A 23,021-nucleotide genomic window follows, 5' to 3' on the forward strand; every position below is an offset into this window, starting at 1 on the left:
GAAACAGTAGAAGTTGCCCTCCCGGTACTTGTAACAGCACAACAAGGACTAAATGAACCACGTTACCCTTCGTTACCAGGAATTATGAAAGCGAAGAAAAAGCCATTAGAAACATTGGATCTAGATGATTTAGATTTAGAGGAAGAGGATGTAGAAGCGAAAACGACAACGATAGATGTTTTCCTACCACCAGAAAAACAAGCAGGTAAAGTGTTAGAGGGAGATCCGGCTACGCAAGTAAAAGAGCTTGTATCCTTACTTAAATCAGAAGCGAAAGTTATTTAAGTTAGGCCTATTTCCTTAAAAATAAGAATGGAGTGAACCAAATGGGGAAAAAAGTACTTGTTATTGGAGAAGTTCGAGAAGGTGAATTACGCAATGTATCTTTTGAAGCATTGGCTGCAGGAAGAACGGTTGCTGATGGAGGAGAAGTAGTAGGAGTTCTTATTGGTGATGATGTAAACGCTTTAACTGAGTCCTTTATACAATATGGAGCAGATCGAGTTGTCATAGTCGAACATCAGACTTTAAAAAACTATACAACAGATGCCTATCAACAGGCATTATTACAAGTGTTTGATCTTGAAAATCCAGAAGCGGTCATTTTGGGGCATACAGCAATCGGTAAGGATGTTTCCCCACGTCTTGCGATGAAGCTTAAGACAGGCCTAGTTTCGGATGTGGTCAAAGTTGAAAACAAAGAAAATGAAATAGTATTTACTCGTCCAATATATTCGGGGAAGGCTTTCGAAAAAAGGAAAGTGAATGAAGGGATTATTTTTGCAACGGTTCGGCCGAATAATATTGCCACTTTAGAGCCAGATTCCTCTCGGAAAGGTGATGTTTCTCCTCTTACTGTGGATATCAAAGATATTCGAACAACAATTAAAGATATTGTCAAAAAGTCTACTGGTGGCGTTGATTTATCAGAAGCAAACGTCATTGTGGCAGGTGGCCGAGGGGTGAAAAGTAAAGAAGGATTTGGACCGTTACAAGAGCTTGCTGATTTATTAGGTGGAGCCATTGGGGCTTCACGTGGTGCATGTGATGCTGAGTATTGTGATTACGGGCTTCAAATTGGGCAAACAGGAAAAGTTGTTACACCGGATCTTTATTTTGCAATCGGGATTTCAGGTGCAATTCAACACTTAGCTGGGATGTCGAACTCAAAAGTAATTGTCGCCATCAATAAAGACCCTGAAGCACCAATTTTTGAGGTGGCAGACTATGGTATTGTTGGAGACCTTTTTGAAATTGTACCAATCTTAACTGAAGAGTTAAGAAATGTGTTAGTTTCGAACTAACAGTGAAAGTTTTTTACATCTATCATTAATAATAGTGATTTTTGATTTGATTGTGTAACTTAAAATAATAGGGATACAATAATTTTGAGCAACTTATTCGCAAGCTATGGAAGTGTTTGGTATAATGATGCTGAAGTCAAAGTAATGGGAAAAGGAGGTTTTACTAATGGCAATTGTAAATGTTACAGATCAAACTTTCGCATCTGAAACAAGTGAAGGAGTCGTATTAGCTGATTTCTGGGCACCTTGGTGTGGACCTTGTAAAATGATTGCACCAGTCCTTGAGGAACTTGATTCTGAAATGGGCGATAAAGTTAAAATTGCAAAGCTTGATGTTGATGAAAATCAAGAAACAGCTGGCAAGTACAGTGTAATGAGCATCCCGACTCTTCTCGTATTCAAGGATGGAGAAGTGGTTGATCAAGTTGTTGGTTTCCAACCAAAAGAAGCGCTAGCTGAGCTTTTAAATAAGCACCTTTAATAAAAAGTGACTCCACTTCGAATGGGGTCACTTTTTCTATATATAGAGATAAAGAAGTTGAAAGCTCCTTGCCATCCCGAATACAATTTTATTGTCCATATTCCAGTTTTTCTAGCTTGCAAAACTTAGCCTTCTCGCTAACAATAGAAGAAGAGGTGGAGTGTGATGAGCAATATCAAAGAGAAATTATTGATTCTTCCAGATCAGCCTGGTTGTTATTTAATGAAAGATCGTCAAGGTACGGTCATTTATGTTGGAAAAGCCAAGGTTCTAAAGAATAGAGTCAGGTCCTATTTTACTGGTTCACATGATGGGAAGACGCAGCGTCTTGTAAGTGAAATAGCTGACTTTGAATACATCGTGACATCTTCAAATATTGAAGCGTTAATATTAGAAATGAACTTAATAAAAAAACATGATCCGAAATATAACGTCATGTTAAAAGATGATAAATCCTACCCTTATCTAAAAATTACCAACGAAGAACATCCTCGATTGATTACGACACGTCAGGTCAAAAAAGATGGGGGAAAGTATTTTGGTCCATACCCAAATGTTGGAGCAGCCAATGAAACGAAAAAATTATTAGATCGCCTTTATCCACTCAGAAAGTGCCGGACGCTTCCAGACAAAGTATGCCTTTATTATCATATTGGTCAATGTTTGGCGCCTTGTGTTGCTGATGTTACAAAAGAACAAAATGAAAAAATGGTTCACGAAATTACGAAATTTCTACGTTCAGGCCATGAGGAAATCAAGGGGCAGTTAACAGAGAAAATGATGAAAGCATCAGAAGAAATGGACTTTGAACGAGCAAAGGAAATTAGGGATACATTACAACATATGGATACGGTAATTGAAAAGCAAAAGATGATGATTGGGGACCTTGTTGATCGAGATGTATTTGGGTTCGCTTATGATAAAGGCTGGATGTGTGTTCAAGTATTCTTTATCCGTCAAGGAAAGCTAATTGAACGTGATGTTTCTATTTTCCCATTTTATAAAGATGCGCCCGAAGATCTAATGACGTTTATTGGCCAATTTTATATGAAAAAAGAACATATTAAGCCAGCCGAGATTCTCTTACCTGAAGAAGTGGATGGTGAATTGATCGAGGAGCTCGTAGTGGTGAAAACTCATCATCCTAAAAGGGGAAAGAAAAAAGATTTACTTGACCTAGCTAATCAGAATGCAGTGATCGCGTTAAAAGATAAATTTGCTTTAATCGAACGAGATGAAGAAAGGACGGTTAAGGCTGTTGAACGCTTAGGAGAGGCAATGGGGATTCGAACACCGTATCGAATAGAGGCATTCGATAATTCGAATATCCAAGGAACAGATCCAGTCTCGGCAATGGTCTCTTTTGTAGACGGGAAACCAAGTCGGAAAGATTACCGTAAATATAAAATTAAGTCTGTAGATGGGCCTGATGATTATGGTTCCATGCGCGAAGTGATAAGAAGGAGATACGTACGCTTATTAAAAGAGTCATTGCCTTTACCTGACTTAATTGTAATTGATGGAGGAAAAGGGCAAATTGCTGTTGCGCAAGAGGTAATTATAGATGAACTTGGTTTAGCTATTCCTGTTTGTGGGTTGGCCAAGGACGAAAAGCATCGAACATCCCAATTATTAATGGGAGATCCACCTATTGTAGTTCCACTAAAGCGCGATAGTCATGAGTTTTATTTACTGCAGCGAATCCAAGATGAGGTTCACCGTTTTGCGATTACATTTCATCGTCAAACACGTTCAAAGACTTTTTTCAAATCATCTCTTGATGATATACCAGGTGTGGGGGAAAAACGAAAACGTCAGCTACTAAAATATTTTGGATCGGTTAAAAAAATGAAAGAAGCAACCGTTGAAGATTTAAGAAAACTCTCGATCCCTGAAAAAGTGGCAGAAGCAATTGTAAAGACGTTGAATGAAAAAGAGTGAAACTTGAGGCAACTGAAAAAAGGCAACTGAAAAAGGCATAAGTCGTACCTTTTGAGATTTAAGGAAGGCCATGGTTCCACACGCCGTGTGCTTTTTGAGAAATTCGTTCAAAAAGCTTAAAAGAAAACGGCAGCTCCACACATGGCTTAGAGGCAACTGAAAAAGGCATAAGTCGTACGTTTTTCAGTTGCCTCTTGATTCTTTTTAAATCCTCTGCTACAATAATAAGCAACTGAATATGCCACGCTTCAAATGAAGTGATTGGTAGAGGAGCGAAAACCAATAGTATACTTTCTAAGGGAATGAGGCCCGTTTGAAGGAAGTTGAAAGGGGAATTCGCCGAAGTGCAAGAAAAGACTCATCTTTCTTGTGCTGGACCTATGTTGAATAAGCATAGGGCTGTCACATACTTACACCCAAGGGGTATGTGGAGAACTATCTCACGAGAGAAAAGGGAGCAGTGTGGTACCGGATTGGTATGACAAGCAACAGTGAGGGGTTTTCCTTATTGTTGCTTTTTTGCATTCTCTTGTAACTGTGAGGAATAAGGAGAGGACACGGAAATATGGCAAGAATTGTACAGAAATACGGTGGAACATCAGTAGGGTCGGTTGAAAGGATTCAACATGTCGCAAAGAGGATTGAGCGTGCTGTAAATGAAGGCAATGAGCTCGTTATCGTTGTTTCAGCCATGGGGAAGTCGACTGATCAACTTGTCTCATTGGCATCTCAAATTACGGATTCACCAGATAAAAGGGAAATGGATATGCTTTTAAGCACTGGTGAGCAAGTAACGATTTCTTTATTAACAATGGCTCTTCAAGAGAAAGGAATCGATACTGTTTCTTTGACAGGATGGCAAGCTGGAATAGAAACGGAAGCCAGTCATGGTAACGCTAGAATTCGATCCATTAATAACCAACGCATGGGGTCTGAACTTGCGGAAGGAAAAGTTATTGTTGTTGCTGGTTTTCAGGGCTTAAGCGAACAAGGAGAGATTACAACATTAGGCAGGGGAGGATCTGATACAACGGCAGTTGCACTTGCTGCATCATTAAACGCAGATCGTTGTGACATTTACACAGATGTAACAGGTGTATTTACGACGGATCCACGTTATGTAAAAAAAGCAAGAAAACTACATTCAATTTCTTACGATGAAATGCTTGAAATGGCAAATCTTGGAGCTGGCGTGTTGCATCCTCGTGCTGTTGAGTTTGCCAAAAATTATAATGTCCCATTAATGGTTGCATCAAGTATGGAAGATGCTGAAGGAACAATGATTGAGGAGGAAGTATCAGTGGAACAAAACCTAGTTGTGCGAGGAATTGCTTTTGAGAATGATGTGACCAAGGTAACAGTGAAAGGATTGCCGAACCGACTTGAAACATTATCAAAATTATTTACAACATTATCAGAAAGTGATGTGAATGTTGACATTATAGTTCAAAATCAATATGACGATGAACATGTAAATATTTCTTTTACGATCACACAAAGCTCATTAAAAGAAACGTTAGCTGTGTTACAAAAAGCACAGGATGATCTTCAGTTTACTGATGTGATTTTTGAAGAAGAATTGGCTAAAGTCTCAATTATAGGTTCTGGTATGGTTTCTAATCCTGGTGTTGCGGCAAAAATGTTTGAAGTTATAGCAGACAATGATATTTTTGTTAAAATGGTTAGCACTTCAGAGATAAAAGTATCAGTAGTAGTGCAAGAAGTTGATATGGTTCTTGCTGTTGAAATGTTACATGCTGAATTCCAATTAGCTGAAGAAGCAGAAGTTGTTGCGGGTGTTTCATAAATAAAAATGTGTAATTAAGTAATAAGATAAAAGATGGCATGAGATTATAAATCTCATGCCATCTTTTATCTACATAAGTTGAATAAGGCTCATGTTAGATTATTTCATTTCTTTTACTTCATCGCGTCGATCCAATTCAACCGTTATAATAATCGAGTCCTTTTTTTGTTTGTAAGTTGCTCCGGTAATGCATTGGTGCCACGTTTCTAATTGTTGAGCAAGGAAGCCGGCTTCTAGCTGATAGCAGCGCTCATCTTTTTTATCTATCCAATGCCCTTTTAATTCAAATGTTTGAAGCTTCTTTTTTTCTGAAACTAATGAAAGTGTGCCCCAATTAGCATTTTCAAAAAAAAGATATAACTCCTCAATGGTTAAAATGGGGTGCTTTCGCGCGAGAGATTTTCCGATCCAATAAAGTAATGAGTCATGATCCTTTCCTAATAAGTCTCTTAATACTTCATTACGAATTAAGTCATAACCAAAAAGATTCGTTTTTTCATCCATATGGACAATGCACCTCTCTCTTTTACTCACAAAGCTAATGTTACCTAAATCTTTATAGTACTTGCTATCTTTTTTCGGGACATCTTTGATCATATACGATGTCGAAACGCTATACAAGAAAATTCTTAGTTAACTTTACATTGAAAACTGAAGGTATCAATACTAACGTAGCCTAAACGTTGTTCTCACAAGTAAACTATAGAATGCTTCCTAGCAATGACTATTTTTAAGTGGTATACTTAACCCCGAATAATCTGGAGGTTAATTTTATGAAATCAGGATTAACACAATTTCTCTCTCCATTTAGAGTTATCATAATTTCATATATCGTAGCAATGTTCCTTTTTAGCATTTTATTATATTTGCCAATTTCTCATCAGCCTGAAGTGAATCTTACGTATTCAGAAGCGTTATTTACTTCCGTTAGTGCTGTTAGTGTCACCGGATTAACAGTTGTCAATGTATCCGAAACATATAGTGGTGTTGGCATTATTTTTCTGGCATTAGCAATCCAGCTAGGTGGGATTGGAATCATGACGATGGGAACGTTTGTCTGGATGCTTTTTGGAAGAAGAATTAATTTTTCACAACGAATGCTGATAATGGTCGACCAAAATCAAATTAATTTTTCAGGTTTGGTTAATTTAATGAGGGGTATCTTATTTGTTGCCTTAATTATTGAATTAATTGGTGCCCTCATTTTAGGTACATATTTCATTCGATATTTTGATACTGTAGGGGAGGCTTACTATCAAGGGGCATTTGCTTCACTAAGTGCATTTACGAATGCTGGCTTTGATGTTACAGGAGAGTCGCTTATTCCGTTTGCAAATGATTATTACGTCCAATTTGTCGTGATTTTACTAATCTTTGCAGGTGCAATCGGTTTTCCAGTTCTGTTGGAGCTACGGGAGTATTTTTCTAGGAAAAACAATAATTTTAAATTTAGTCTTTTTACAAAAATAACCGTAACTACATATTTTGCAGTCTTTTTCATCGGGATCGTTGGTATTTGGGCTTTGGAGACAGGCAACTATTATGTTGGCTTAGAATGGCATCAACAGTTGTTTTATTCGGTCTTTAACTCTGCTACAGCTCGAAGTGGGGGCCTTGCTATTATGGACGTATCTGACCTAAATATTGGCACGTTACTTTTTATTTCGGGTCTTATGATTATTGGAGCCAGCCCATCTAGTGTTGGAGGGGGGATTCGAACAACAACGGTTGCCGTTATGTTCTTGACAATTCGAAGTTTCGCATTAGGGAAAGATGATGTGAAAGTTTTTGGTCGTGAAATTCATCCGGAAGATCGTCAAAAAGCTTCAATCGTATTATCTGTCTTTCTTGTCATGTTATTTGTGGCTATAACATTGATTGCCTCTTTTGAAGCAAAAAATCAAATTAGTTTAATGGCCATTATTTTTGAAACAGCCTCGGCGTTTGGTACATGTGGTTTATCAATGGGGATTACACCAGATCTATCATTACCAAGTCAATTTGTCCTGATGGTTTTAATGTTTATTGGACGAGTAGGCTTAATTGCGTTCTTGTTCTCAATTAGAAAACGAGAAACCAAATCACATTTCAAATATCCAACTGAGAGAATCATAATCGGGTAAAATTACTAGAAATTTCGACAAAAAAGGTATTTTCGTTGAAAAGCCCATCGTTATGGGCTTTTTTCTCTATTTAATACCAAAAAGAAGTGAATACGTTTTCTTGACGAGGATATCTGTTGGGAGTACAATGAATTTGTCAGATTTTTTTCACAGAAACTTAATAAAAGTTTCATAATATTGTTGCTTTCAATCTCGTTTTCTTTGGTTGTCTGTAACAGTATAATAGAGTACATAGAAAAAAATCATAGCTTTAAACCATGCAGAAACAAAATCATTAGTGGGGGGAAAAAGGTATGGCTGGTAATCGGGAGTTTTTTAATCGAAAGTTACATTCATTACTTGGCGTCATTCCAGTTGGACTATTTCTAGTTCAGCACTTTGTCATCAATCATTTTGCTACACGAGGAGCGAGTGCTTTTAACCAAGCTGCTCATTTTATGGAAAATTTGCCTTTCCGTTATGCTCTTGAAATCTTTTTAATTTTTATTCCGTTGCTTTATCATGCAATTTATGGTCTATACATTGCATTCCAGGCAAAGAACAACACAGCAAGATATGGTTTCTTCCGTAACTGGATGTTTAAGATTCAACGTTGGACAGGGGTATTCCTTGTAATCTGGATTACATGGCATGTTTGGGAGACAAGAGTTCAAGCTGCATTTGGTGCAGATGTGAACTTTGATATGATGGCCAATATTTTTAGTAATCCATTTATGATCGCATTTTATATTGTTGGGGTAATCGCAGCTACATTCCACTTTGCGAATGGTTTATGGTCATTTGCAGTTTCATGGGGGATTACAGTTACACCACGCTCACAACAAATTGCAACATATGTAACGATCGGGATTTTCTTTGCACTAACATTCGTTGGAATCAGAGCGATTCTAGCATTTATTAATCCAGACTTAGCAAACATTTAAGGAGTGGGTCAATTATGAGTAAAGGTAGAATTATTGTTGTCGGAGGTGGACTAGCTGGTCTGATGGCAACAATCAAGGCAGCAGAAAAAGGGGTTCCGGTTGACCTCTTCTCTTTAGTTCCAGTTAAGCGTTCACACTCTGTTTGTGCACAAGGTGGAATAAATGGAGCAGTAAATACAAAAGGGGAAGGGGACTCTCCATGGGAACACTTTGATGATACTGTGTATGGAGGGGACTTTTTAGCGAACCAACCTCCAGTTAAAGCAATGACAGAAGCAGCACCTGGAATTATCCACTTAATGGACCGTATGGGCGTTATGTTTAACCGTACTCCTGAGGGTTTACTTGATTTCCGTCGTTTTGGTGGAACGCAACATCACCGTACAGCTTTTGCTGGTGCAACAACTGGTCAGCAATTACTTTATGCATTAGATGAGCAAGTTCGTCGTCATGAAGTAAGTGGACTTGTAACGAAGTATGAAGGTTGGGAATTTACTTCTGCAGTTATTGATGATGATGGTGTTTGTCGTGGGATTACAGCTCAAGATTTAAAATCATCTGAAATTCGCAGCTTCCAAGCTGATGCTGTTATTATGGCTACGGGTGGACCTGGAATTATCTTTGGTAAATCTACTAACTCTGTTATCAATACTGGTTACGCTGCTGCGAAATTATATGAGCAAGGTGTTTATTATGCCAACGGTGAGTTCATTCAAATTCACCCAACAGCGATTCCTGGCGATGACAAACTTCGTCTAATGAGTGAATCTGCACGTGGAGAAGGTGGACGTGTTTGGACGTATAAGGATGGTAAGCCATGGTACTTCTTAGAAGAAAAATATCCAGCTTATGGTAACCTTGTGCCGCGTGATATTGCTACACGTGAAATCTTTGATGTCTGCGTTGTGCAAAAGCTTGGAATTAACGGTGAGAACATGGTTTATCTTGACCTTTCTCATAAAGATCCAAAAGAATTAGACATTAAACTTGGAGGAATCATTGAAATCTATGAAAAATTCATGGGTGATGACCCTCGTAAAGTACCGATGAAGATCTTCCCTGCTGTGCACTATTCAATGGGTGGTATGTGGGTTGATTACGATCAAATGACGAACATTCCTGGATTATTTGCTGCTGGAGAATGTGATTATTCTCAACATGGTGGAAATAGATTAGGAGCTAACTCTCTTCTTTCTGCTATATACGGTGGGATGGTTGCAGGACCTAAAGCGGTAGAATACATGAACGGATTAGAAAAAACTGCTGATGCAATGCCTTCATCTTTATATGAGAATGAAGTGAAGAAAGAGCAACAAGCATATGATGATATTATGAAGATGGATGGAACAGAGAATGCATATGTCCTTCATAAAGAGCTTGGTGAGTGGATGACAGACAATGTAACAGTGGTTCGTTACAACGACAAACTGTTGAAAACAGACGAGAAAATTCAAGAATTAATGGAGCGTTACGAAAATATTAATATCAACGATACGGCAAAATGGAGTAACCAAGGTGCTTCATTTACGCGTCAGTTAAAAGGTATGTTAAATCTAGCGCGAGTTATTACCCTTGGTGCATACAACCGTAATGAAAGTCGTGGAGCGCATTATAAGCCTGAGTTCCCAGAACGTAACGATGAGGAATTCTTAAAGACTACGAAGGCGAAGTACAACGCTTCGAAAAATGGTCCTGACTTTTCATGGGAAGAGGTTGATACGTCGCTTATTAAGCCACGTAAACGTGACTACTCACAAAAAAAACAAGGAGCTGCTAAATCATGAGTGAAAAAACAATTAAATTCAAAGTAACACGTCAAGATGATCCAAACAGTGCTCCTTATGTGGAGGATTTTGAGGTACCATATCGTCAAAATATGAATGTAATCTCAGCTTTAATGGAATTCCGTCGTAACCCTGTAACGTCAAGTGGTAAAACTACTACACCAATTGCTTGGGATATGAACTGTCTTGAGGAAGTTTGTGGTGCATGTTCAATGGTTATTAATGGGAAACCCCGTCAATCATGTACGGCATTAGTTGACCAATTGGAGCAACCGATTCGCCTTGAGCCGATGAAGACGTTCCCAGTTGTGCGTGACCTTATGGTTGACCGTAGTAGAATGTTTGATTCACTTAAGAAAGTTAAAGCATGGATTCCAATCGATGGAACATATGACCTTGGACCTGGGCCTCGTATGGCTGAGACAAAGCGCCAGTGGGCATATGAGCTTTCAAAATGTATGACATGTGGTGTTTGCTTAGAGTCTTGTCCAAATGTTAATAGTAATTCTGAATTTATTGGACCAGCTCCTCTTTCACAAGTTCGTTTATTTAATGCTCATCCAACTGGAGAGATGAATAAAGAAGAACGTTTAGAAACAATTATGGGTGAAGGTGGGCTTGCAAATTGTGGTAACTCACAAAACTGCGTGCAGTCATGTCCAAAAGGAATTCCACTTACAACATCGATTGCTGCTTTAAACCGTGCGACTACATTACAATCCTTCAAAAACTTTTTTGGAGCATAATAATGAAAAAAGGCCTGATCGCTTACGATTGGGCCTTTTTTAAAATCGAAAAAAGGAAGTGAGGAATTGAGAGTCCCATCATATATTGAAGATATTGATAAATGGAAAGAAGCGTTTCAGTTTTTTACTTCTATGAATGTTAGGTTTTCAGAGACAGATTCTTTTGGTCATATGAATAATACAAATGCATTTGTCTATTTTGAAGATGCGAGGTTAGCGTTTTTTAAGAATATCGGTATGTTACAAAAATGGCAAAGCAAGTCAACGAAAGTAATTATTGTTGTTGCTGATCTACAATGTGATTATTTAAGGCAAATACAATATGATGAAAAGCTATTAGTTGGTGTGAAAGTACATGATGTCGGTAAATCATCAGTTGAACTTCATTATGTAGCAATGTTGGAAAATGGCGATATTTGTCTTACAGGGAGAGGGACAATGGTTCAAGTTAGCGTGGAAACAGGAAGAGGGTTTGCTTGGGACAGTGAAGAGATAGAACTCTTGAATAAATAAGCGATTTGAAGGGATGAGGGACATTTAAGGGTATCCTTTTTGTCCCTCATCATTTAAAATATTAGACGACTAAAACTCAGGTGAGCACGAATAGTGGATGAGCTTTGAATTTTAGCGTACCTATATTTCAAGTTCTCCTAGTCGTACCAATTCGATAACTGCTTGAGAGCGCCCCTTAACTCCCAGCTTTTGCATCGTATTAGAAATGTGATTTCTTACGGTTTTCTCACTTATGAAAAGTTCTTGTGCGATTTCTCTTGTTGTTTTGTCTTGAACTAACAATTCGAAAACTTCACGTTCCCTCTTCGTAAGTAAGGGTTTAGGTCCAAATTCTGCTCCTTTCAATGAGTTCACTCCTTCTTGCTCGGGCTGAGAGCGAATAGTGGGGACTCATTCCCACTTATTTGAAGGGTTTTAGTCTCGATAGTATATGTGACACACAGGATCTACGTGTTTTTTTTCTGAGATTTATTCTGCTTTTAAAAAAAATAATCAATTTTTACAGTTATTTTTTAAAGGTATGTCGAAGAAGTGAAATTGTTGATAAGAACAATTTGCTTATGCTATACTAATTTTGATTTCAAGGTGATAGCCTTATACTAATACTATAATGTACTGTAAATTAAATAAAATAAAAGGTACTATTTACGTGTTACTGACTCGATCAGGCATGAGTATAGAAGAGTAAATGGGATACAAAAAGGGTATACTTCTAGTGTAACCTATTTGACGTCTGCTTTTTGCTTCTGTGCTTATGTCTTTTTTAGTATTCTTTTTTGTTATCATTGTTTAAATGTGCAATTGTAGAAGACAATAAGGTTTATCAGTAAGAAAAAGATTTATTCTTTTTTCTAAATTATTATTTACTATTAATGAAAAGAAAGAGGTCGATTAAGATGGCGGAAAAAACATTTAAAATTACAGCAGATACGGGAATTCATGCACGTCCAGCAACACAATTAGTTAATAAGGCAGGGCAATTCACTTCAGATATTTCACTTGAGCATAAAGGGAAAACAGTAAACCTGAAATCAATAATGGGTGTAATGTCATTAGGTGTAGGAAAAGGGGCTGAGATCACCGTAAAGGCTGAAGGTTCTGATGCTGATGAGGCTCTTCAAGCGATTGAAGACCTAATTAAGGAAGGGCTAGGGGAATAATGCAGAAATTAACTGGTATCGCTGCTTCAGCTGGTGTGGCGATTGCGAAGGCTTTTGTTCATGAGGAGCCTGATATGACAATTGAACTAAACGTGATTGAGGATTCGACCAATGAAGTAAAACGTTTTGATGAAGCGCTCTCGAAGTCGAAAGAAGAGTTAGCGGTAATCAAGGATAAAACAGAAAAAGAACTCGGACCAGATAAAGCTGAAATTTTCGCAGCTCATTTATTAGTACTTAGTGATCCGGAATTAGTTGATGCTGTTAAAGCCAAGATCACGGATGAGAAACAAAATGCTGAATATGCAATGAATGAAGTTTCTACGATGTTCATCACAATGTTTGAAAACATGGATAATGAGTATATGAAGGAACGTGCAGCTGATATTCGTGATGTCTCTAAACGTGTTTTAGGACATTTACTCGGAATTGAGCTACAATCTTTGGCAACGATTTCTGAGGAGACAGTGATCATTGCTGAGGATTTAACCCCTTCTGATACAGCACAGTTGAATCCTGATTTTATTAAAGGTTTTGCAACTGATATTGGTGGTCGCACTTCACATTCAGCCATTATGTCTAGGTCTTTAGAAATTCCTGCTGTAGTGGGTGCTAAACAAGTAACTGCTCAAATACAGACGGGGATGACGATTATAGTTGATGGATTAGAGGGAGTTGTCATCATTGAGCCAACTGTAGATGAAATTGCAGCATATAAAAAGAAACGTGATGACTATGCGAAACAGAAAGCAGAATGGGCAAAGCTTGTAGGTGAACAAACACGAACCAAAGACGGCAGCCATGTTGAACTTGCAGCTAATATCGGAACACCTAAAGATTTGGAAGGTGTTATGAACAATGGAGCTGAGGGTATTGGCCTTTACCGTACAGAATTTCTTTATATGGGACGAACAGAACTTCCATCTGAAGAAGAACAATATGAGGCATATAAAGAAGTGCTCGAACGTATGGAAGGCAAACCAGTTGTGATTCGTACGTTGGATATCGGTGGAGATAAAGAGTTACCTTACTTAGATTTACCAAAAGAAATGAATCCATTTTTAGGTTATAGAGCAATACGTTTATGTCTAGAAGAACAACAGATCTTCCGTACTCAATTACGTGCTCTCTTACGTGCAAGTGCGTTTGGTAATTTAAAAGTCATGTTTCCAATGATTGCAACTCTTGAAGAATTTCGTCAAGCAAAAGCTATGCTATTTGAAGAAAAGGACAAATTACAGGCAGATGGAGTCAAAATATCAGATTCGATTGAAATTGGCATAATGGTCGAAATTCCATCCACAGCAGTAGCAGCTGATTTATTTGCTAAGGAAGTAGATTTTTTCAGTATTGGTACGAATGATTTAATTCAGTACACCATGGCAGCCGATCGTATGAATGAACAAGTTTCTTATCTATATCAGCCATACCATCCTGCTATTTTACGACTAGTAAAAATGGTAATAGATGCTGCTCATAAAGAAGGGAAGTGGGCAGGAATGTGTGGAGAGATGGCAGGAGATGAAATAGCAATTCCACTGCTTCTTGGCCTTGGTCTCGATGAGTTTAGCATGAGTGCTACATCAATTTTGCCTGCTCGTAATCAAATGCTTTCTCTATCAAAAGAGGAACTAGCTGGGTTTGTTACTGAAATGCTTTCCCTAAGCACTGCAGACGAAGTAGAAAAACGTGTAAGAGAAACTTATATGAAATAAAAACAAAAGGGGTTGACTTCCGGTCAGCCTCTTTTGTTTGGATAAAGTATTTCTCTTGTATTACTAGTTTATAATAAATAATTAACTTGCTTTTCATAGAAAAACAAGAGAAAATTGAAGGTGGAAATAAGTTTAGGAGGTGCGTAATAGTGGATCATCGCCAGATTGAAGAAATAGAACGTTCATTACGAAGGGTTTCAGAAATGGTTAAACAAAAGGGGCGAGAAATCCTAACGCAATTTCCCATTACTCCACCACAATTTATAGCATTACAATGGTTAAATGAATATGGTGATATGACTATAGGTGAACTATCGACCAAAATGTATCTTGCATGTAGCACGACAACAGATTTAGTGGATAGAATGGAAAAAAATGACTTAGTTGAACGAGTGAAAGATAAAAATGACAGACGTGTAGTACGAATTCATTTGTTAAATAAAGGCCGAACCATTATTGAAGAGGTCATTAAAAAACGTCAAGACTATCTAGAGAATATCTTAACCGATTTTTCTCAAGAAGAAGTTGATACTCTTGAAAAGAGTTTACATGTTCTGCATGAAAAAATAAAAGCAACTCGTACGAACTAGTAGAGATTAATTGAACATGAATGAGGGGTAATCGTTGGATAGACCGATTGGAGTTATTGATTCGGGCTTAGGTGGCCTTACAGTTGCAAAAGAAATTATCAGGCAGTTACCGAAAGAGGAAATAGTTTATATAGGTGACTCAGCACGGTGCCCTTATGGCCCTAGATCAGAAGAGGAAGTTAGGAAATTCACATGGGAGATGATAGATCACTTATTATCAGTGAACATGAAAATGCTAGTAGTTGCTTGTAATACTGCTACTGCAGTTGTCCTTGAAGAAGTAAAAGATGAACTCGACATTCCTGTTGTGGGTGTCATTCATCCTGGAGCCATAAGTGCCTTAAAAGTAACAAAAAGAGACCATGTTGCTATTATAGGTACAATGGGGACGATAAGAAGCAAAGCCTATGAGAAAGCGCTAATGGCAATTAATAGTGAAGTGAAGGTTGAAAGTCTTGCATGCCCTCCATTTGTACCGTTAGTGGAACGGGGAATATTTGATGGACCAGAGGCTGAACAAGTCGTAGATGAGACATTGATGCCATTAGATCATTTACATTTTGATACACTTATTCTCGGATGCACTCATTATCCTTTGCTTAAAGAAGTAATAGGGAAACGTCTTGGTGAGGGTATTCATTTAATATCTTCGGGGGATGAAACGGCTCGCGAAGTAAGTAGTTTACTTTATCATAAAAATTTGCTTTATACGAAAGATAGAAAACCGGTTCATCGATTTTTTACAACAGGAGATGCTTCAAGTTTTAAAATTCTGGCTGATAAATGGTTGGAAATGAATGTGGAACATGTAGCTACACTCCAGTTAGCTACAAACTAGTATGAAATGAGGGCCGTTAGGAGACTAAATTCTCTTAACGGTTCTTTTGCGTTTTTTTCTTTTTTTAAAAAAATTACGAGGAAAATAAGACAAAGGTGGTCTATTATTCTTGAAGGCTCGTATACATGTAGTACAAACTATCTTAGGAGGGAAAACAATGCGCAAAGTTTTACGAAAAGGGGTTCCCATTCTTGCTTTTACTACACTTTTAACAATGACAGCTTGTTCATTTGGTTCGAACGAAGCGACAAATGAGATGGATACACCACCTATGAATTACGTAGATGAAAATGAATCTCTTGGATTAGAAGAGGAATCCGGAGAGGAAGTAGACGAGGAAGAAGGTAAGGATGAAGAAGTGGAGAATGGGGAAGAGGCAGTTGAAGATTATGTTCAGCGTGAATTATACTTAATTGATTCAAACGGTTTGGTTGTCCCCCAAACATTAGATCTTCCTAGAACAGAAAGTGTTTTAAGACAGTCTTTAGAATATTTAGTTGATGGTGGTCCTGTAACGAATATGCTCCCAAATGGTTTTAGGGCTGTAATTCCTTCAGGAACAGAAGTTGATGTTAAGCTTGAGAATGGGATGGCGATAGCGGACTTTTCAAAAGAATTCAAAGAGTATGACCCGAGTCAAGAAAAACAAATTTTAGAATCTATTACGTGGACATTAACTCAATTTGAAAACGTTGATAGTGTTCAAATCAACATAAATGGTTATAAACAAGATACGATGCCTGTAGATGGAACACCGATTGGTGAAGGAGTTAGCCGTGAAAACGGTATTAACTTAGAGACGGGTACAGTAACTGATGTTGTGAACAGTAAGGCTGTGACTCTTTACTTCCTAGCACAAAATGGAGAAGAAACATATTATGTTCCGGTGACTCGCCGTGTTGCGATAGGGGAGGAATTAACAACAGCTGCAGTGCAAGAGTTGTTAAGAGGACCATCACCTGAATCTCAGCTTCTAACAGATTTTCGTAATGAAGTAGAACTAATTGAAGAGCCGATGTATGAAAATGGAATGGTAACAGTTAATTTTAATGAATCATTACTTTCTCAAAATCAGTCTACAGCAGTATCTGCAGAGGCACTAGATATGTTAGTGCTGACATTGACTGAACAGGAAGGTATTGAAAAAGTAGCGGTTAAAGTGAACGGTGAGGCGGATGTCCTGACAGAATCTGGCGAAGTTGCAGAGGCTGTTTCAAGACCAACTCTTGTTAATACAGGTAGTTATTAGTTTGAGAATTGGACTATACCGATAAAATTCAGTTATAATTAGATGTAGTGAAAAGGAGGAGCTTTGTGCTACCTCCTTTTCTGTGGAAAAGAATACTTACATAACCTTACATAAACTCAAGAAACTAAGTGAGTATCATAATCAAGGAGGCATTTTATATGAGAGTAGATGGACGTACGGCAGATCAAATAAGAAACGTAACGATTGAAACGGATTATGTAAAACATCCAGAAGGATCTGTCCTTATTTCAATGGGAGATACCAAAGTGATATGCAATGCAACCGTAGAAGAGCGTGTGCCACCGTTTTTAAGGGGGCAAGGCAAAGGGTGGATTGCTGCAGAGTATGCTATGTTACCTAGAGCAACTGAAACGAGAAATATCCGGGAGTCTTCAAAAGGGAAAGTTTCAGGAAGAACGATGGAAATTCAAAGGTTAATTGGACGTTCTCTACGTTCAGTTATTGATCTTGAAAAAATTGGAGAGCGTACAATATGGATTGATTGTGATGTGATACAAGCAGATGGGGGAACAAGAACGGCCTCCATTACCGGAGCGTTTGTAGCATTAGCACTCGCGATGGAAAAAGTGATGATAAAAGGTAAGGTCAAAGAGTGGCCTATTCGAGATTATCTAGCAGCTATTTCTGTTGGAATTGATACAAAAAAAGGTGAGCTACTTGATTTGTGTTATGTAGAAGACGCAGCTGCCGAAGTTGATATGAACGTAGTAATGACAGGAGAACATCAATTTGTTGAATTGCAAGGAACAGGTGAGGAAGCGACATTTTCCCGTGATCAATTGAATAAGCTCCTTGATTTGGCGGAAATAGGAATTGACAGCCTTGTTGTAAAACAGAAGGAAGCGTTAGGAGAAATTGTTAAACGAATGAGTGAGAAAAAGGCTTAAAGGAGAAAACAATGAAGGAAATTGTCATTGCGACACAGAATAAAGGGAAGGTAGCAGAGTTCAAACAATTATTAGGTAATAAAGGATGGAATGTTCGCTCATTACTTGATTTTCCTAATATCCCTGAAATCGTTGAAGATGGTAAAACATTTTCGGAAAATGCAGCGAAAAAAGCAGAAACTTTAGCGAAATATTTAAATTATATGGTCATTGCCGATGATTCAGGATTAGTAGTTGATGCATTGGATGGACGTCCCGGTGTCTTTTCTGCCCGATATGCAGGACTAATGAAAAGTGATGCAGCTAATATGGATAAAGTACTATCAGAGTTACTTGATGTACCAAATGAAGACAGGGGCGCTCGCTTTGTTTGTGTGATGGCAATCGCTAGGCCGAATGAAACTACGCTATTCTATGAGGGAACTTGCGAAGGTTCGATTGCGATGGAAGCACGTGGTACAAATGGATTTGGTTATGACCCTATTTTTTTAATACCAGAGCTTGGAAAGACGATGGCACAATTGACTGCTGAAGAAAAAAATAACCGTAGTCATCGAGCGAATGCCATTGCGAAAATGCTAGAGGATAAAGGACGATGGAGCTCGTAGGAGGGAAATCTAATGAGGGCTTTTATCATAAGTGATAGTCACGGTTGGAAAGGTGAATTAAAGAAAGTCGTTGATAGGCATAAGGGTGAAGTTGATATCATGATCCATTGTGGCGATTCTGAATTGAAAGCCGAAGATGCATCTCTCAGTGAATTGAAGGTTGTTAAAGGGAATTGTGACTTTGGTGATGATTTTCCTGAAGAACGTACTGAAAATGTGGATGATATCGTCATTTATGTGACTCACGGGCATCATTACAATGTGAAAATGACATATGTTCCATTAAGCTATCGTGCTGAGGAAGTTGGGGCTCAACTTGTTTGTTTTGGACATTCACACATTGCAACAGCTTTTATGGAGAATAACATCGTTTATATAAATCCAGGAAGTGTGAGACTTCCACGCAATCGTGTGGAAAAAACATATTGTATATGTGAATATAGCCAAAAGAAAATAACTGTTACATATTATGATGTTCATGGCAAAATTGTATCTGATATGGTATTTCACTTTGAAAAAAAATAGTACTTTTCTCTCCTTGCTAAGAATTCCTTAGCAAGGAGAGAAAAATCTTTTGAAACTGTTGACATTTGGTTATGGATGTTTTATAGTAATAAATGTCGTCACAAGTTATTGTTTTTTTAACATAGAAATTTGAATGAAACAACATATTATGCGGGTGTAGTTTAGTGGTAAAACCTCAGCCTTCCAAGCTGATGTCGTGAGTTCGATTCTCATCACCCGCTTTTGTCCCAGTAGCTCAGCAGGATAGAGCAACGGCCTTCTAAGCCGTCGGTCGGGAGTTCGAATCTCTCCTGGGACGCCATTATTTTTATACATAACAACGTCTCCACCTACGATGAGGTGGAGACGTTTTTGGTTTGTGTCGGTGCTTGCTGAAACACTTTATTTACGAAGAGTTCGTAATTTTGTAATAATTTTTCCGGTTCATAAAACATTACAGACCAGCCGTGTTTTTTTAATTGACGCACAATCTTCTTCTCATTTAATGTTGGCCTTTGCTCAATTAAAGCTAACCTATAAGGAACAAGAGCTAAATTGCACCGAACATTTTCGACCCAGTAGTGAGGAGTAGGATAATACATATTTGCTCGCAATTGCTGATAAAGAAGTTTCTCTCCTTCCGTACTACAAATCTGCGCCAATTCTTCAACTAAGACTAGAGAGGCACGTTTTCTTTTTCTGAATTTTACATAAGGAAATTTTCTTGTGAGCTGCATGTAGTTTTTGTATTTTTTTAACATTTATTATCACCCAATAAATAGGATGTCCGAACCGACTAGGAATATGCTCAATATAGGAATTAATGGAATTATATTTTTAGCGAATTAGTATTGACAGCGGTGTAAGCGTATACAATTTCAACAACAAATCGAAATTGTCAAATTATTTTAAAAAAGTGGTTGACCATATTGCTGAATGAGCGTATGATAAATCTCAAATAACAATATATTAAAAAACAAATGTCCGCTCTAGAGAGATAAAATCATCTGCGATTTTAGCTTGAAATCGTATATGATACATGAGGAGAGTTAAAACGTCATGAGTGAACAATGGATATACTTAAATGGAGAATTCGTAGAGAAACACGAAGCGAAAATTTCAGTTTATGACCATGGATTTTTATATGGTGATGGCGTCTTTGAAGGGATACGTGTCTATGAGGGAAATGTCTTCAGACTAAAGGAGCACTTAGATAGGCTTTATAATTCTGCAAAGTCTATTATGCTTTCGATCCCACATTCAAAAGAAGAGATGAAAGAGCTAGTTGTAGCAACCTTAAAGAAAAATAAATTAAGTAATGCATATATACGTCTTGTCGTCTCGAGAGGGGTAGGAAATCTTGGACTTGACCCTTCATCATGTGCAGCGCCTCAAGTGATTATTATCGCAGAAGAATTAGCGATATTTCCAAAAGAACTATATGAAACTGGTTTGGACATTGTCACAGTAGCTACTAGAAGGAACCGACCAGATGTACTTAGTCCTAAGGTGAAGTCACTGAATTATTTGAACAATATACTTGTTAAAATTGAGGCTAGTTTAGCAGGCGTAAGTGAAGCGCTAATGCTTAACGATCAAGGTTATGTAGCAGAGGGTTCAGCTGATAATGTATTTATTGTAAAGGATAAAGTATTGTTCACTCCACCAGGTTATGTTGGTGCTCTTGAAGGGATAACGAGAAATGCTCTGATAGAATTTGCGAAAGACCTTGGATATACGGTTAAAGAAGAGCCGTTTACTAGACATGATGTTTACGTTGCGGATGAAGTATTCTTAACTGGTACGGCTGCAGAAGTTATAGCAGTTGTAAAAGTTGATGGTCGCCTCATCGGTGAGGGGAAACCCGGAAAAGAAACGAAAACATTACTAGAAGCATTTAGAGAAAGAGTAGTAGTAGAAGGGGAAAAGGTTTATACAGAAAGCTTTTAAAGCCTTTATAGATAGAAGAGACAGCTGAGATGAGTAAAAAGCATTTGTAGAATAGGGAGCGGGTAGTATGAGGAGTAACATGATAAAAAAGGGGATCGATCGAGCTCCCCACCGAAGTTTACTTCGAGCAGCAGGGGTAAAAGAAGATGAAATGGATAAACCATTCATTGGTGTTTGTAATTCGTACATCGATATCATTCCTGGTCATATGCATTTAAATAAGTTTGCTGAAGTAGCTAAGCAAGCAATTCGTGAAGCTGGAGGCATTCCATTTGAATTCAACACTATTGGTGTAGATGATGGGATCGCAATGGGGCACATCGGAATGAGATATTCACTTCCTAGCCGAGAAATTATTTGTGACGCTGCAGAAACTGTTATTAATGCACATTGGTTTGATGGGGTTTTTTATATTCCAAACTGCGACAAAATCACTCCAGGAATGTTGATGGCATCAGTTAGAACAAATGTCCCTTCTGTTTTTGTTTCAGGTGGTCCAATGGAAGCAGGGAAAACAAAAGATGGACAAAACTTATCTTTAACATCTGTATTTGAAGGTGTAGGAGCATTTACATCAGGTAATATGACCAGAGAAGAATTGCTTGAAATTGAACAAACTGCTTGTCCTACTTGTGGTTCATGTTCAGGAATGTTTACGGCTAACTCAATGAACTCATTAATGGAAATGCTAGGAGTGGCTTTACCTGGAAATGGGACACTAGTTGCTACATCGGATGATCGTCACCAACTAATTAAAGATGCTGCAAAACATCTTATGAATCTAATTGAAAAAGATATTAAACCACGAGATATTATCACTAAAGAAACGATAGATGATGCATTTGCACTAGATATGGCAATGGGTGGGTCAACTAACACAGTACTTCACACTTTAGCGATTGCAAATGAAGCTGAAATTGAATATGACTTAAATCGAATTAATAAAGTAGCTGAGCGAGTACCATACCTATCAAAAATAATGCCGGCATCTGACTACTCGATGGATGATGTCCATCAAGCAGGTGGTGTAAGTGCAATTATAAAAGAATTATGTAATATCGAGGGTGCAATTCACCCAGATCGAATTACGATTACTGGAAAAAGTTTGTATGAAAATGTAAAAGATGCAGAAATTACTAACGATGATGTTATTAGAAGAAAAGATAATCCTTATAGTCCAGTAGGTGGATTATCAGTGTTATATGGTAACATTGCACCAGATGGTTCCGTTATTAAAGTAGGGGCTGTCGATCCATCGATTAAAGTATTTGACGGAGAAGCAATTGTTTTTGATTCTCAAGAAGAAGCTCAAAAGGCAATTGATGAAGGGCAAGTCCGTGAAGGCCATGTTGTAGTTATCCGTTATGAAGGACCTAAGGGTGGACCAGGAATGCCTGAAATGTTAGCTCCAACATCTGCAATTGCAGGAAGAGGGTTATCAACAAAAGTTGCATTAATTACAGACGGGCGTTTCTCAGGTGCATCTAGAGGGATTTCAATAGGACATATTTCACCAGAAGCTGCAGATGGAGGTCCGATTGCGTTTGTTGAAAATGGTGATCGGATTCGAATTGACTTAACAAATAGAACGATCGAATGGCTAGTTTCTGATGAAGAGCATGCTAAGCGTAAAGAGGGATGGGTTGAACCTGAACCTAAAGTGAAAAAAGGGTACTTAGCAAGATATTCAAAACTTGTAACGTCTGCTAATACAGGTGGAGTAATGAAAATTTAATAATACAAAGCGAAGAAGAGGAAAAGTACTCAATGATGTAACTTCAACAGAGAGCCGTGGTGCTGAGATGCGGTGTTGTTACCATTGACGAAGCTCGCCTCTGAGTATCAGCCTGAACGAATATCTATTAGGGTTGGTCGAG

General features: G+C 38.0%; 23 protein-coding genes, 2 tRNA genes, 1 riboswitch and 1 other annotated feature (1 of these 27 running past the window's edge). Of the genes, 22 read left to right on the top strand and 3 right to left on the bottom strand.

Annotation, left to right across the window (positions count from 1 at the left end; genetic code table 11):
* From AC1FXZ_RS20475 to AC1FXZ_RS20495, 5 genes are all read left to right on the top strand, one after another.
* The coding region (locus AC1FXZ_RS20475) for an electron transfer flavoprotein subunit beta/FixA family protein (RefSeq protein WP_480057123.1) at positions 1-285 on the top strand (285 nt) is incomplete at its 5' end.
* 41 nt (positions 286-326) lie between these two features.
* The gene (locus AC1FXZ_RS20480) at positions 327-1,304 is read left to right on the top strand and encodes an electron transfer flavoprotein subunit alpha/FixB family protein (protein WP_480057125.1); all 978 of its coding nucleotides are present in this window, start codon (positions 327-329) and stop codon (positions 1,302-1,304) included.
* Positions 1,305-1,470: 166 nt separating this feature from the next.
* Complete coding sequence (gene trxA, locus AC1FXZ_RS20485; protein WP_034745400.1) at positions 1,471-1,785, top strand: thioredoxin; 315 nt, start codon at positions 1,471-1,473, stop codon at positions 1,783-1,785.
* Between the two features lie 165 nt (positions 1,786-1,950).
* Positions 1,951-3,726 carry an excinuclease ABC subunit UvrC gene (gene uvrC / locus AC1FXZ_RS20490; RefSeq protein ID WP_480057127.1) on the top strand — a complete coding sequence of 592 codons (1,776 nt, stop codon included), beginning with the start codon at positions 1,951-1,953 and terminating at the stop codon, positions 3,724-3,726.
* A gap of 257 nt (positions 3,727-3,983) precedes the next feature.
* Positions 3,984-4,172: riboswitch (Lysine riboswitch) on the top strand.
* Between the two features lie 119 nt (positions 4,173-4,291).
* Positions 4,292-5,533, top strand: a complete 1,242-nt coding sequence (locus AC1FXZ_RS20495; protein WP_480057129.1) for an aspartate kinase — start codon at positions 4,292-4,294, stop codon at positions 5,531-5,533.
* 99 nt (positions 5,534-5,632) lie between these two features.
* Here the strand turns inward: AC1FXZ_RS20495 and AC1FXZ_RS20500 are convergent, their stop codons facing one another.
* Positions 5,633-6,037, bottom strand: coding sequence for a YslB family protein (locus AC1FXZ_RS20500; protein ID WP_480057131.1), 405 nt, complete (start codon positions 6,035-6,037; stop codon positions 5,633-5,635).
* 269 nt (positions 6,038-6,306) lie between these two features.
* On the opposite strand from AC1FXZ_RS20500, the gene AC1FXZ_RS20505 reads away from it, so the two are divergent.
* The 5 genes from AC1FXZ_RS20505 to AC1FXZ_RS20525 all read left to right on the top strand — a co-directional run bounded on the left by AC1FXZ_RS20505 (position 6,307) and on the right by AC1FXZ_RS20525 (position 11,622).
* Positions 6,307-7,656: a TrkH family potassium uptake protein gene (locus tag AC1FXZ_RS20505; protein ID WP_480057133.1), complete on the top strand. Its 1,350-nt coding sequence runs from the start codon at positions 6,307-6,309 to the stop codon at positions 7,654-7,656.
* A gap of 293 nt (positions 7,657-7,949) precedes the next feature.
* Positions 7,950-8,579 (top strand): succinate dehydrogenase cytochrome b558 subunit, encoded by a 630-nt coding sequence (locus AC1FXZ_RS20510; protein ID WP_480057135.1) that lies wholly within the window; start codon positions 7,950-7,952, stop codon positions 8,577-8,579.
* Between the two features lie 14 nt (positions 8,580-8,593).
* A complete protein-coding gene (gene sdhA / locus AC1FXZ_RS20515; RefSeq protein WP_480057137.1) occupies positions 8,594-10,363 on the top strand; it encodes a succinate dehydrogenase flavoprotein subunit in 1,770 nt (589 codons plus the stop codon).
* Entirely contained in the window at positions 10,360-11,109 is a 750-nt protein-coding gene (gene sdhB, locus AC1FXZ_RS20520; protein WP_480057139.1) for a succinate dehydrogenase iron-sulfur subunit, read from the top strand. The genes sdhA and sdhB overlap by 4 nt, the downstream gene beginning before the upstream one ends.
* A gap of 66 nt (positions 11,110-11,175) precedes the next feature.
* Complete coding sequence (locus AC1FXZ_RS20525; protein WP_480057141.1) at positions 11,176-11,622, top strand: acyl-CoA thioesterase; 447 nt, start codon at positions 11,176-11,178, stop codon at positions 11,620-11,622.
* A 120-nt stretch (positions 11,623-11,742) separates the two neighbouring features.
* Here the strand turns inward: AC1FXZ_RS20525 and AC1FXZ_RS20530 are convergent, their stop codons facing one another.
* A complete protein-coding gene (locus AC1FXZ_RS20530; RefSeq protein ID WP_480057143.1) occupies positions 11,743-11,967 on the bottom strand; it encodes a helix-turn-helix domain-containing protein in 225 nt (74 codons plus the stop codon).
* Positions 11,968-12,518: 551 nt separating this feature from the next.
* Here AC1FXZ_RS20530 and AC1FXZ_RS20535 point away from each other — a divergent pair.
* From AC1FXZ_RS20535 to AC1FXZ_RS20580, 10 genes are all read left to right on the top strand, one after another.
* A complete protein-coding gene (locus AC1FXZ_RS20535) occupies positions 12,519-12,782 on the top strand; it encodes a phosphocarrier protein HPr (protein ID WP_480057144.1) in 264 nt (87 codons plus the stop codon).
* Positions 12,782-14,497, top strand: a complete 1,716-nt coding sequence (gene ptsP / locus AC1FXZ_RS20540; protein WP_480057146.1) for a phosphoenolpyruvate--protein phosphotransferase — start codon at positions 12,782-12,784, stop codon at positions 14,495-14,497. The genes AC1FXZ_RS20535 and ptsP overlap by 1 nt, the downstream gene beginning before the upstream one ends.
* A 149-nt stretch (positions 14,498-14,646) precedes the next feature.
* On the top strand, positions 14,647-15,087 hold the full coding sequence (locus tag AC1FXZ_RS20545; protein WP_480057148.1) for a MarR family winged helix-turn-helix transcriptional regulator: 441 nt from the start codon (positions 14,647-14,649) through the stop codon (positions 15,085-15,087).
* A 34-nt stretch (positions 15,088-15,121) separates the two neighbouring features.
* On the top strand, positions 15,122-15,925 hold the full coding sequence (gene racE / locus AC1FXZ_RS20550) for a glutamate racemase (RefSeq protein WP_480057150.1): 804 nt from the start codon (positions 15,122-15,124) through the stop codon (positions 15,923-15,925).
* 157 nt (positions 15,926-16,082) lie between these two features.
* A complete protein-coding gene (locus AC1FXZ_RS20555; RefSeq protein ID WP_480057152.1) occupies positions 16,083-17,174 on the top strand; it encodes a GerMN domain-containing protein in 1,092 nt (363 codons plus the stop codon).
* Positions 17,175-17,332: 158 nt separating this feature from the next.
* The gene (gene rph, locus AC1FXZ_RS20560) at positions 17,333-18,082 is read left to right on the top strand and encodes a ribonuclease PH (RefSeq protein WP_480057154.1); all 750 of its coding nucleotides are present in this window, start codon (positions 17,333-17,335) and stop codon (positions 18,080-18,082) included.
* Between the two features lie 11 nt (positions 18,083-18,093).
* Positions 18,094-18,690, top strand: a complete 597-nt coding sequence (locus tag AC1FXZ_RS20565; RefSeq protein ID WP_480057156.1) for an XTP/dITP diphosphatase — start codon at positions 18,094-18,096, stop codon at positions 18,688-18,690.
* A 12-nt stretch (positions 18,691-18,702) separates the two neighbouring features.
* The gene (locus AC1FXZ_RS20570) at positions 18,703-19,215 is read left to right on the top strand and encodes a metallophosphoesterase family protein (RefSeq protein WP_480057158.1); all 513 of its coding nucleotides are present in this window, start codon (positions 18,703-18,705) and stop codon (positions 19,213-19,215) included.
* 150 nt (positions 19,216-19,365) lie between these two features.
* Positions 19,366-19,436, top strand: a tRNA-Gly gene (locus AC1FXZ_RS20575).
* A gap of 3 nt (positions 19,437-19,439) precedes the next feature.
* Positions 19,440-19,516, top strand: a tRNA-Arg gene (locus AC1FXZ_RS20580).
* A gap of 28 nt (positions 19,517-19,544) precedes the next feature.
* Here AC1FXZ_RS20580 and AC1FXZ_RS20585 read toward each other — a convergent pair.
* On the bottom strand, positions 19,545-19,955 hold the full coding sequence (locus AC1FXZ_RS20585) for a hypothetical protein (RefSeq protein WP_480057160.1): 411 nt from the start codon (positions 19,953-19,955) through the stop codon (positions 19,545-19,547).
* Positions 19,956-20,253: 298 nt separating this feature from the next.
* On the opposite strand from AC1FXZ_RS20585, the gene ilvE reads away from it, so the two are divergent.
* The gene (ilvE, locus tag AC1FXZ_RS20590) at positions 20,254-21,144 is read left to right on the top strand and encodes a branched-chain-amino-acid transaminase (protein WP_480057162.1); all 891 of its coding nucleotides are present in this window, start codon (positions 20,254-20,256) and stop codon (positions 21,142-21,144) included.
* Positions 21,145-21,211: 67 nt separating this feature from the next.
* Positions 21,212-22,879: a dihydroxy-acid dehydratase gene (gene ilvD / locus AC1FXZ_RS20595; protein ID WP_480057164.1), complete on the top strand. Its 1,668-nt coding sequence runs from the start codon at positions 21,212-21,214 to the stop codon at positions 22,877-22,879.
* 3 nt (positions 22,880-22,882) lie between these two features.
* Positions 22,883-23,021, top strand: a binding site (T-box leader) (it continues 101 nt past the right edge of the window).

The sequence above is a fragment of the Halalkalibacter sp. HAAS-P014 genome, from assembly GCF_056619965.1.

Bases quoted from the DNA above. Each gene is read 5' to 3' on its own strand.
- AC1FXZ_RS20505 (WP_480057133.1), top strand. From the start codon at position 6,307: ATGAAATCAGGATTAACACAATTTCTCTCTCCATTTAGAGTTATCATA.
- AC1FXZ_RS20555 (WP_480057152.1), top strand. From the start codon at position 16,083: ATGCGCAAAGTTTTACGAAAAGGGGTTCCCATTCTTGCTTTTACTACA.
- AC1FXZ_RS20495 (WP_480057129.1), top strand. From the start codon at position 4,292: ATGGCAAGAATTGTACAGAAATACGGTGGAACATCAGTAGGGTCGGTT.
- AC1FXZ_RS20535 (WP_480057144.1), top strand. From the start codon at position 12,519: ATGGCGGAAAAAACATTTAAAATTACAGCAGATACGGGAATTCATGCA.
- uvrC (WP_480057127.1), top strand. From the start codon at position 1,951: ATGAGCAATATCAAAGAGAAATTATTGATTCTTCCAGATCAGCCTGGT.
- AC1FXZ_RS20480 (WP_480057125.1), top strand. From the start codon at position 327: ATGGGGAAAAAAGTACTTGTTATTGGAGAAGTTCGAGAAGGTGAATTA.
- sdhA (WP_480057137.1), top strand. From the start codon at position 8,594: ATGAGTAAAGGTAGAATTATTGTTGTCGGAGGTGGACTAGCTGGTCTG.
- trxA (WP_034745400.1), top strand. From the start codon at position 1,471: ATGGCAATTGTAAATGTTACAGATCAAACTTTCGCATCTGAAACAAGT.
- AC1FXZ_RS20510 (WP_480057135.1), top strand. From the start codon at position 7,950: ATGGCTGGTAATCGGGAGTTTTTTAATCGAAAGTTACATTCATTACTT.
- rph (WP_480057154.1), top strand. From the start codon at position 17,333: ATGAGAGTAGATGGACGTACGGCAGATCAAATAAGAAACGTAACGATT.
- ilvD (WP_480057164.1), top strand. From the start codon at position 21,212: ATGAGGAGTAACATGATAAAAAAGGGGATCGATCGAGCTCCCCACCGA.
- AC1FXZ_RS20585 (WP_480057160.1), bottom strand. From the start codon at position 19,955: ATGTTAAAAAAATACAAAAACTACATGCAGCTCACAAGAAAATTTCCT.
- ilvE (WP_480057162.1), top strand. From the start codon at position 20,254: ATGAGTGAACAATGGATATACTTAAATGGAGAATTCGTAGAGAAACAC.
- ptsP (WP_480057146.1), top strand. From the start codon at position 12,782: ATGCAGAAATTAACTGGTATCGCTGCTTCAGCTGGTGTGGCGATTGCG.
- AC1FXZ_RS20570 (WP_480057158.1), top strand. From the start codon at position 18,703: ATGAGGGCTTTTATCATAAGTGATAGTCACGGTTGGAAAGGTGAATTA.
- AC1FXZ_RS20565 (WP_480057156.1), top strand. From the start codon at position 18,094: ATGAAGGAAATTGTCATTGCGACACAGAATAAAGGGAAGGTAGCAGAG.
- sdhB (WP_480057139.1), top strand. From the start codon at position 10,360: ATGAGTGAAAAAACAATTAAATTCAAAGTAACACGTCAAGATGATCCA.
- AC1FXZ_RS20500 (WP_480057131.1), bottom strand. From the start codon at position 6,037: ATGGATGAAAAAACGAATCTTTTTGGTTATGACTTAATTCGTAATGAA.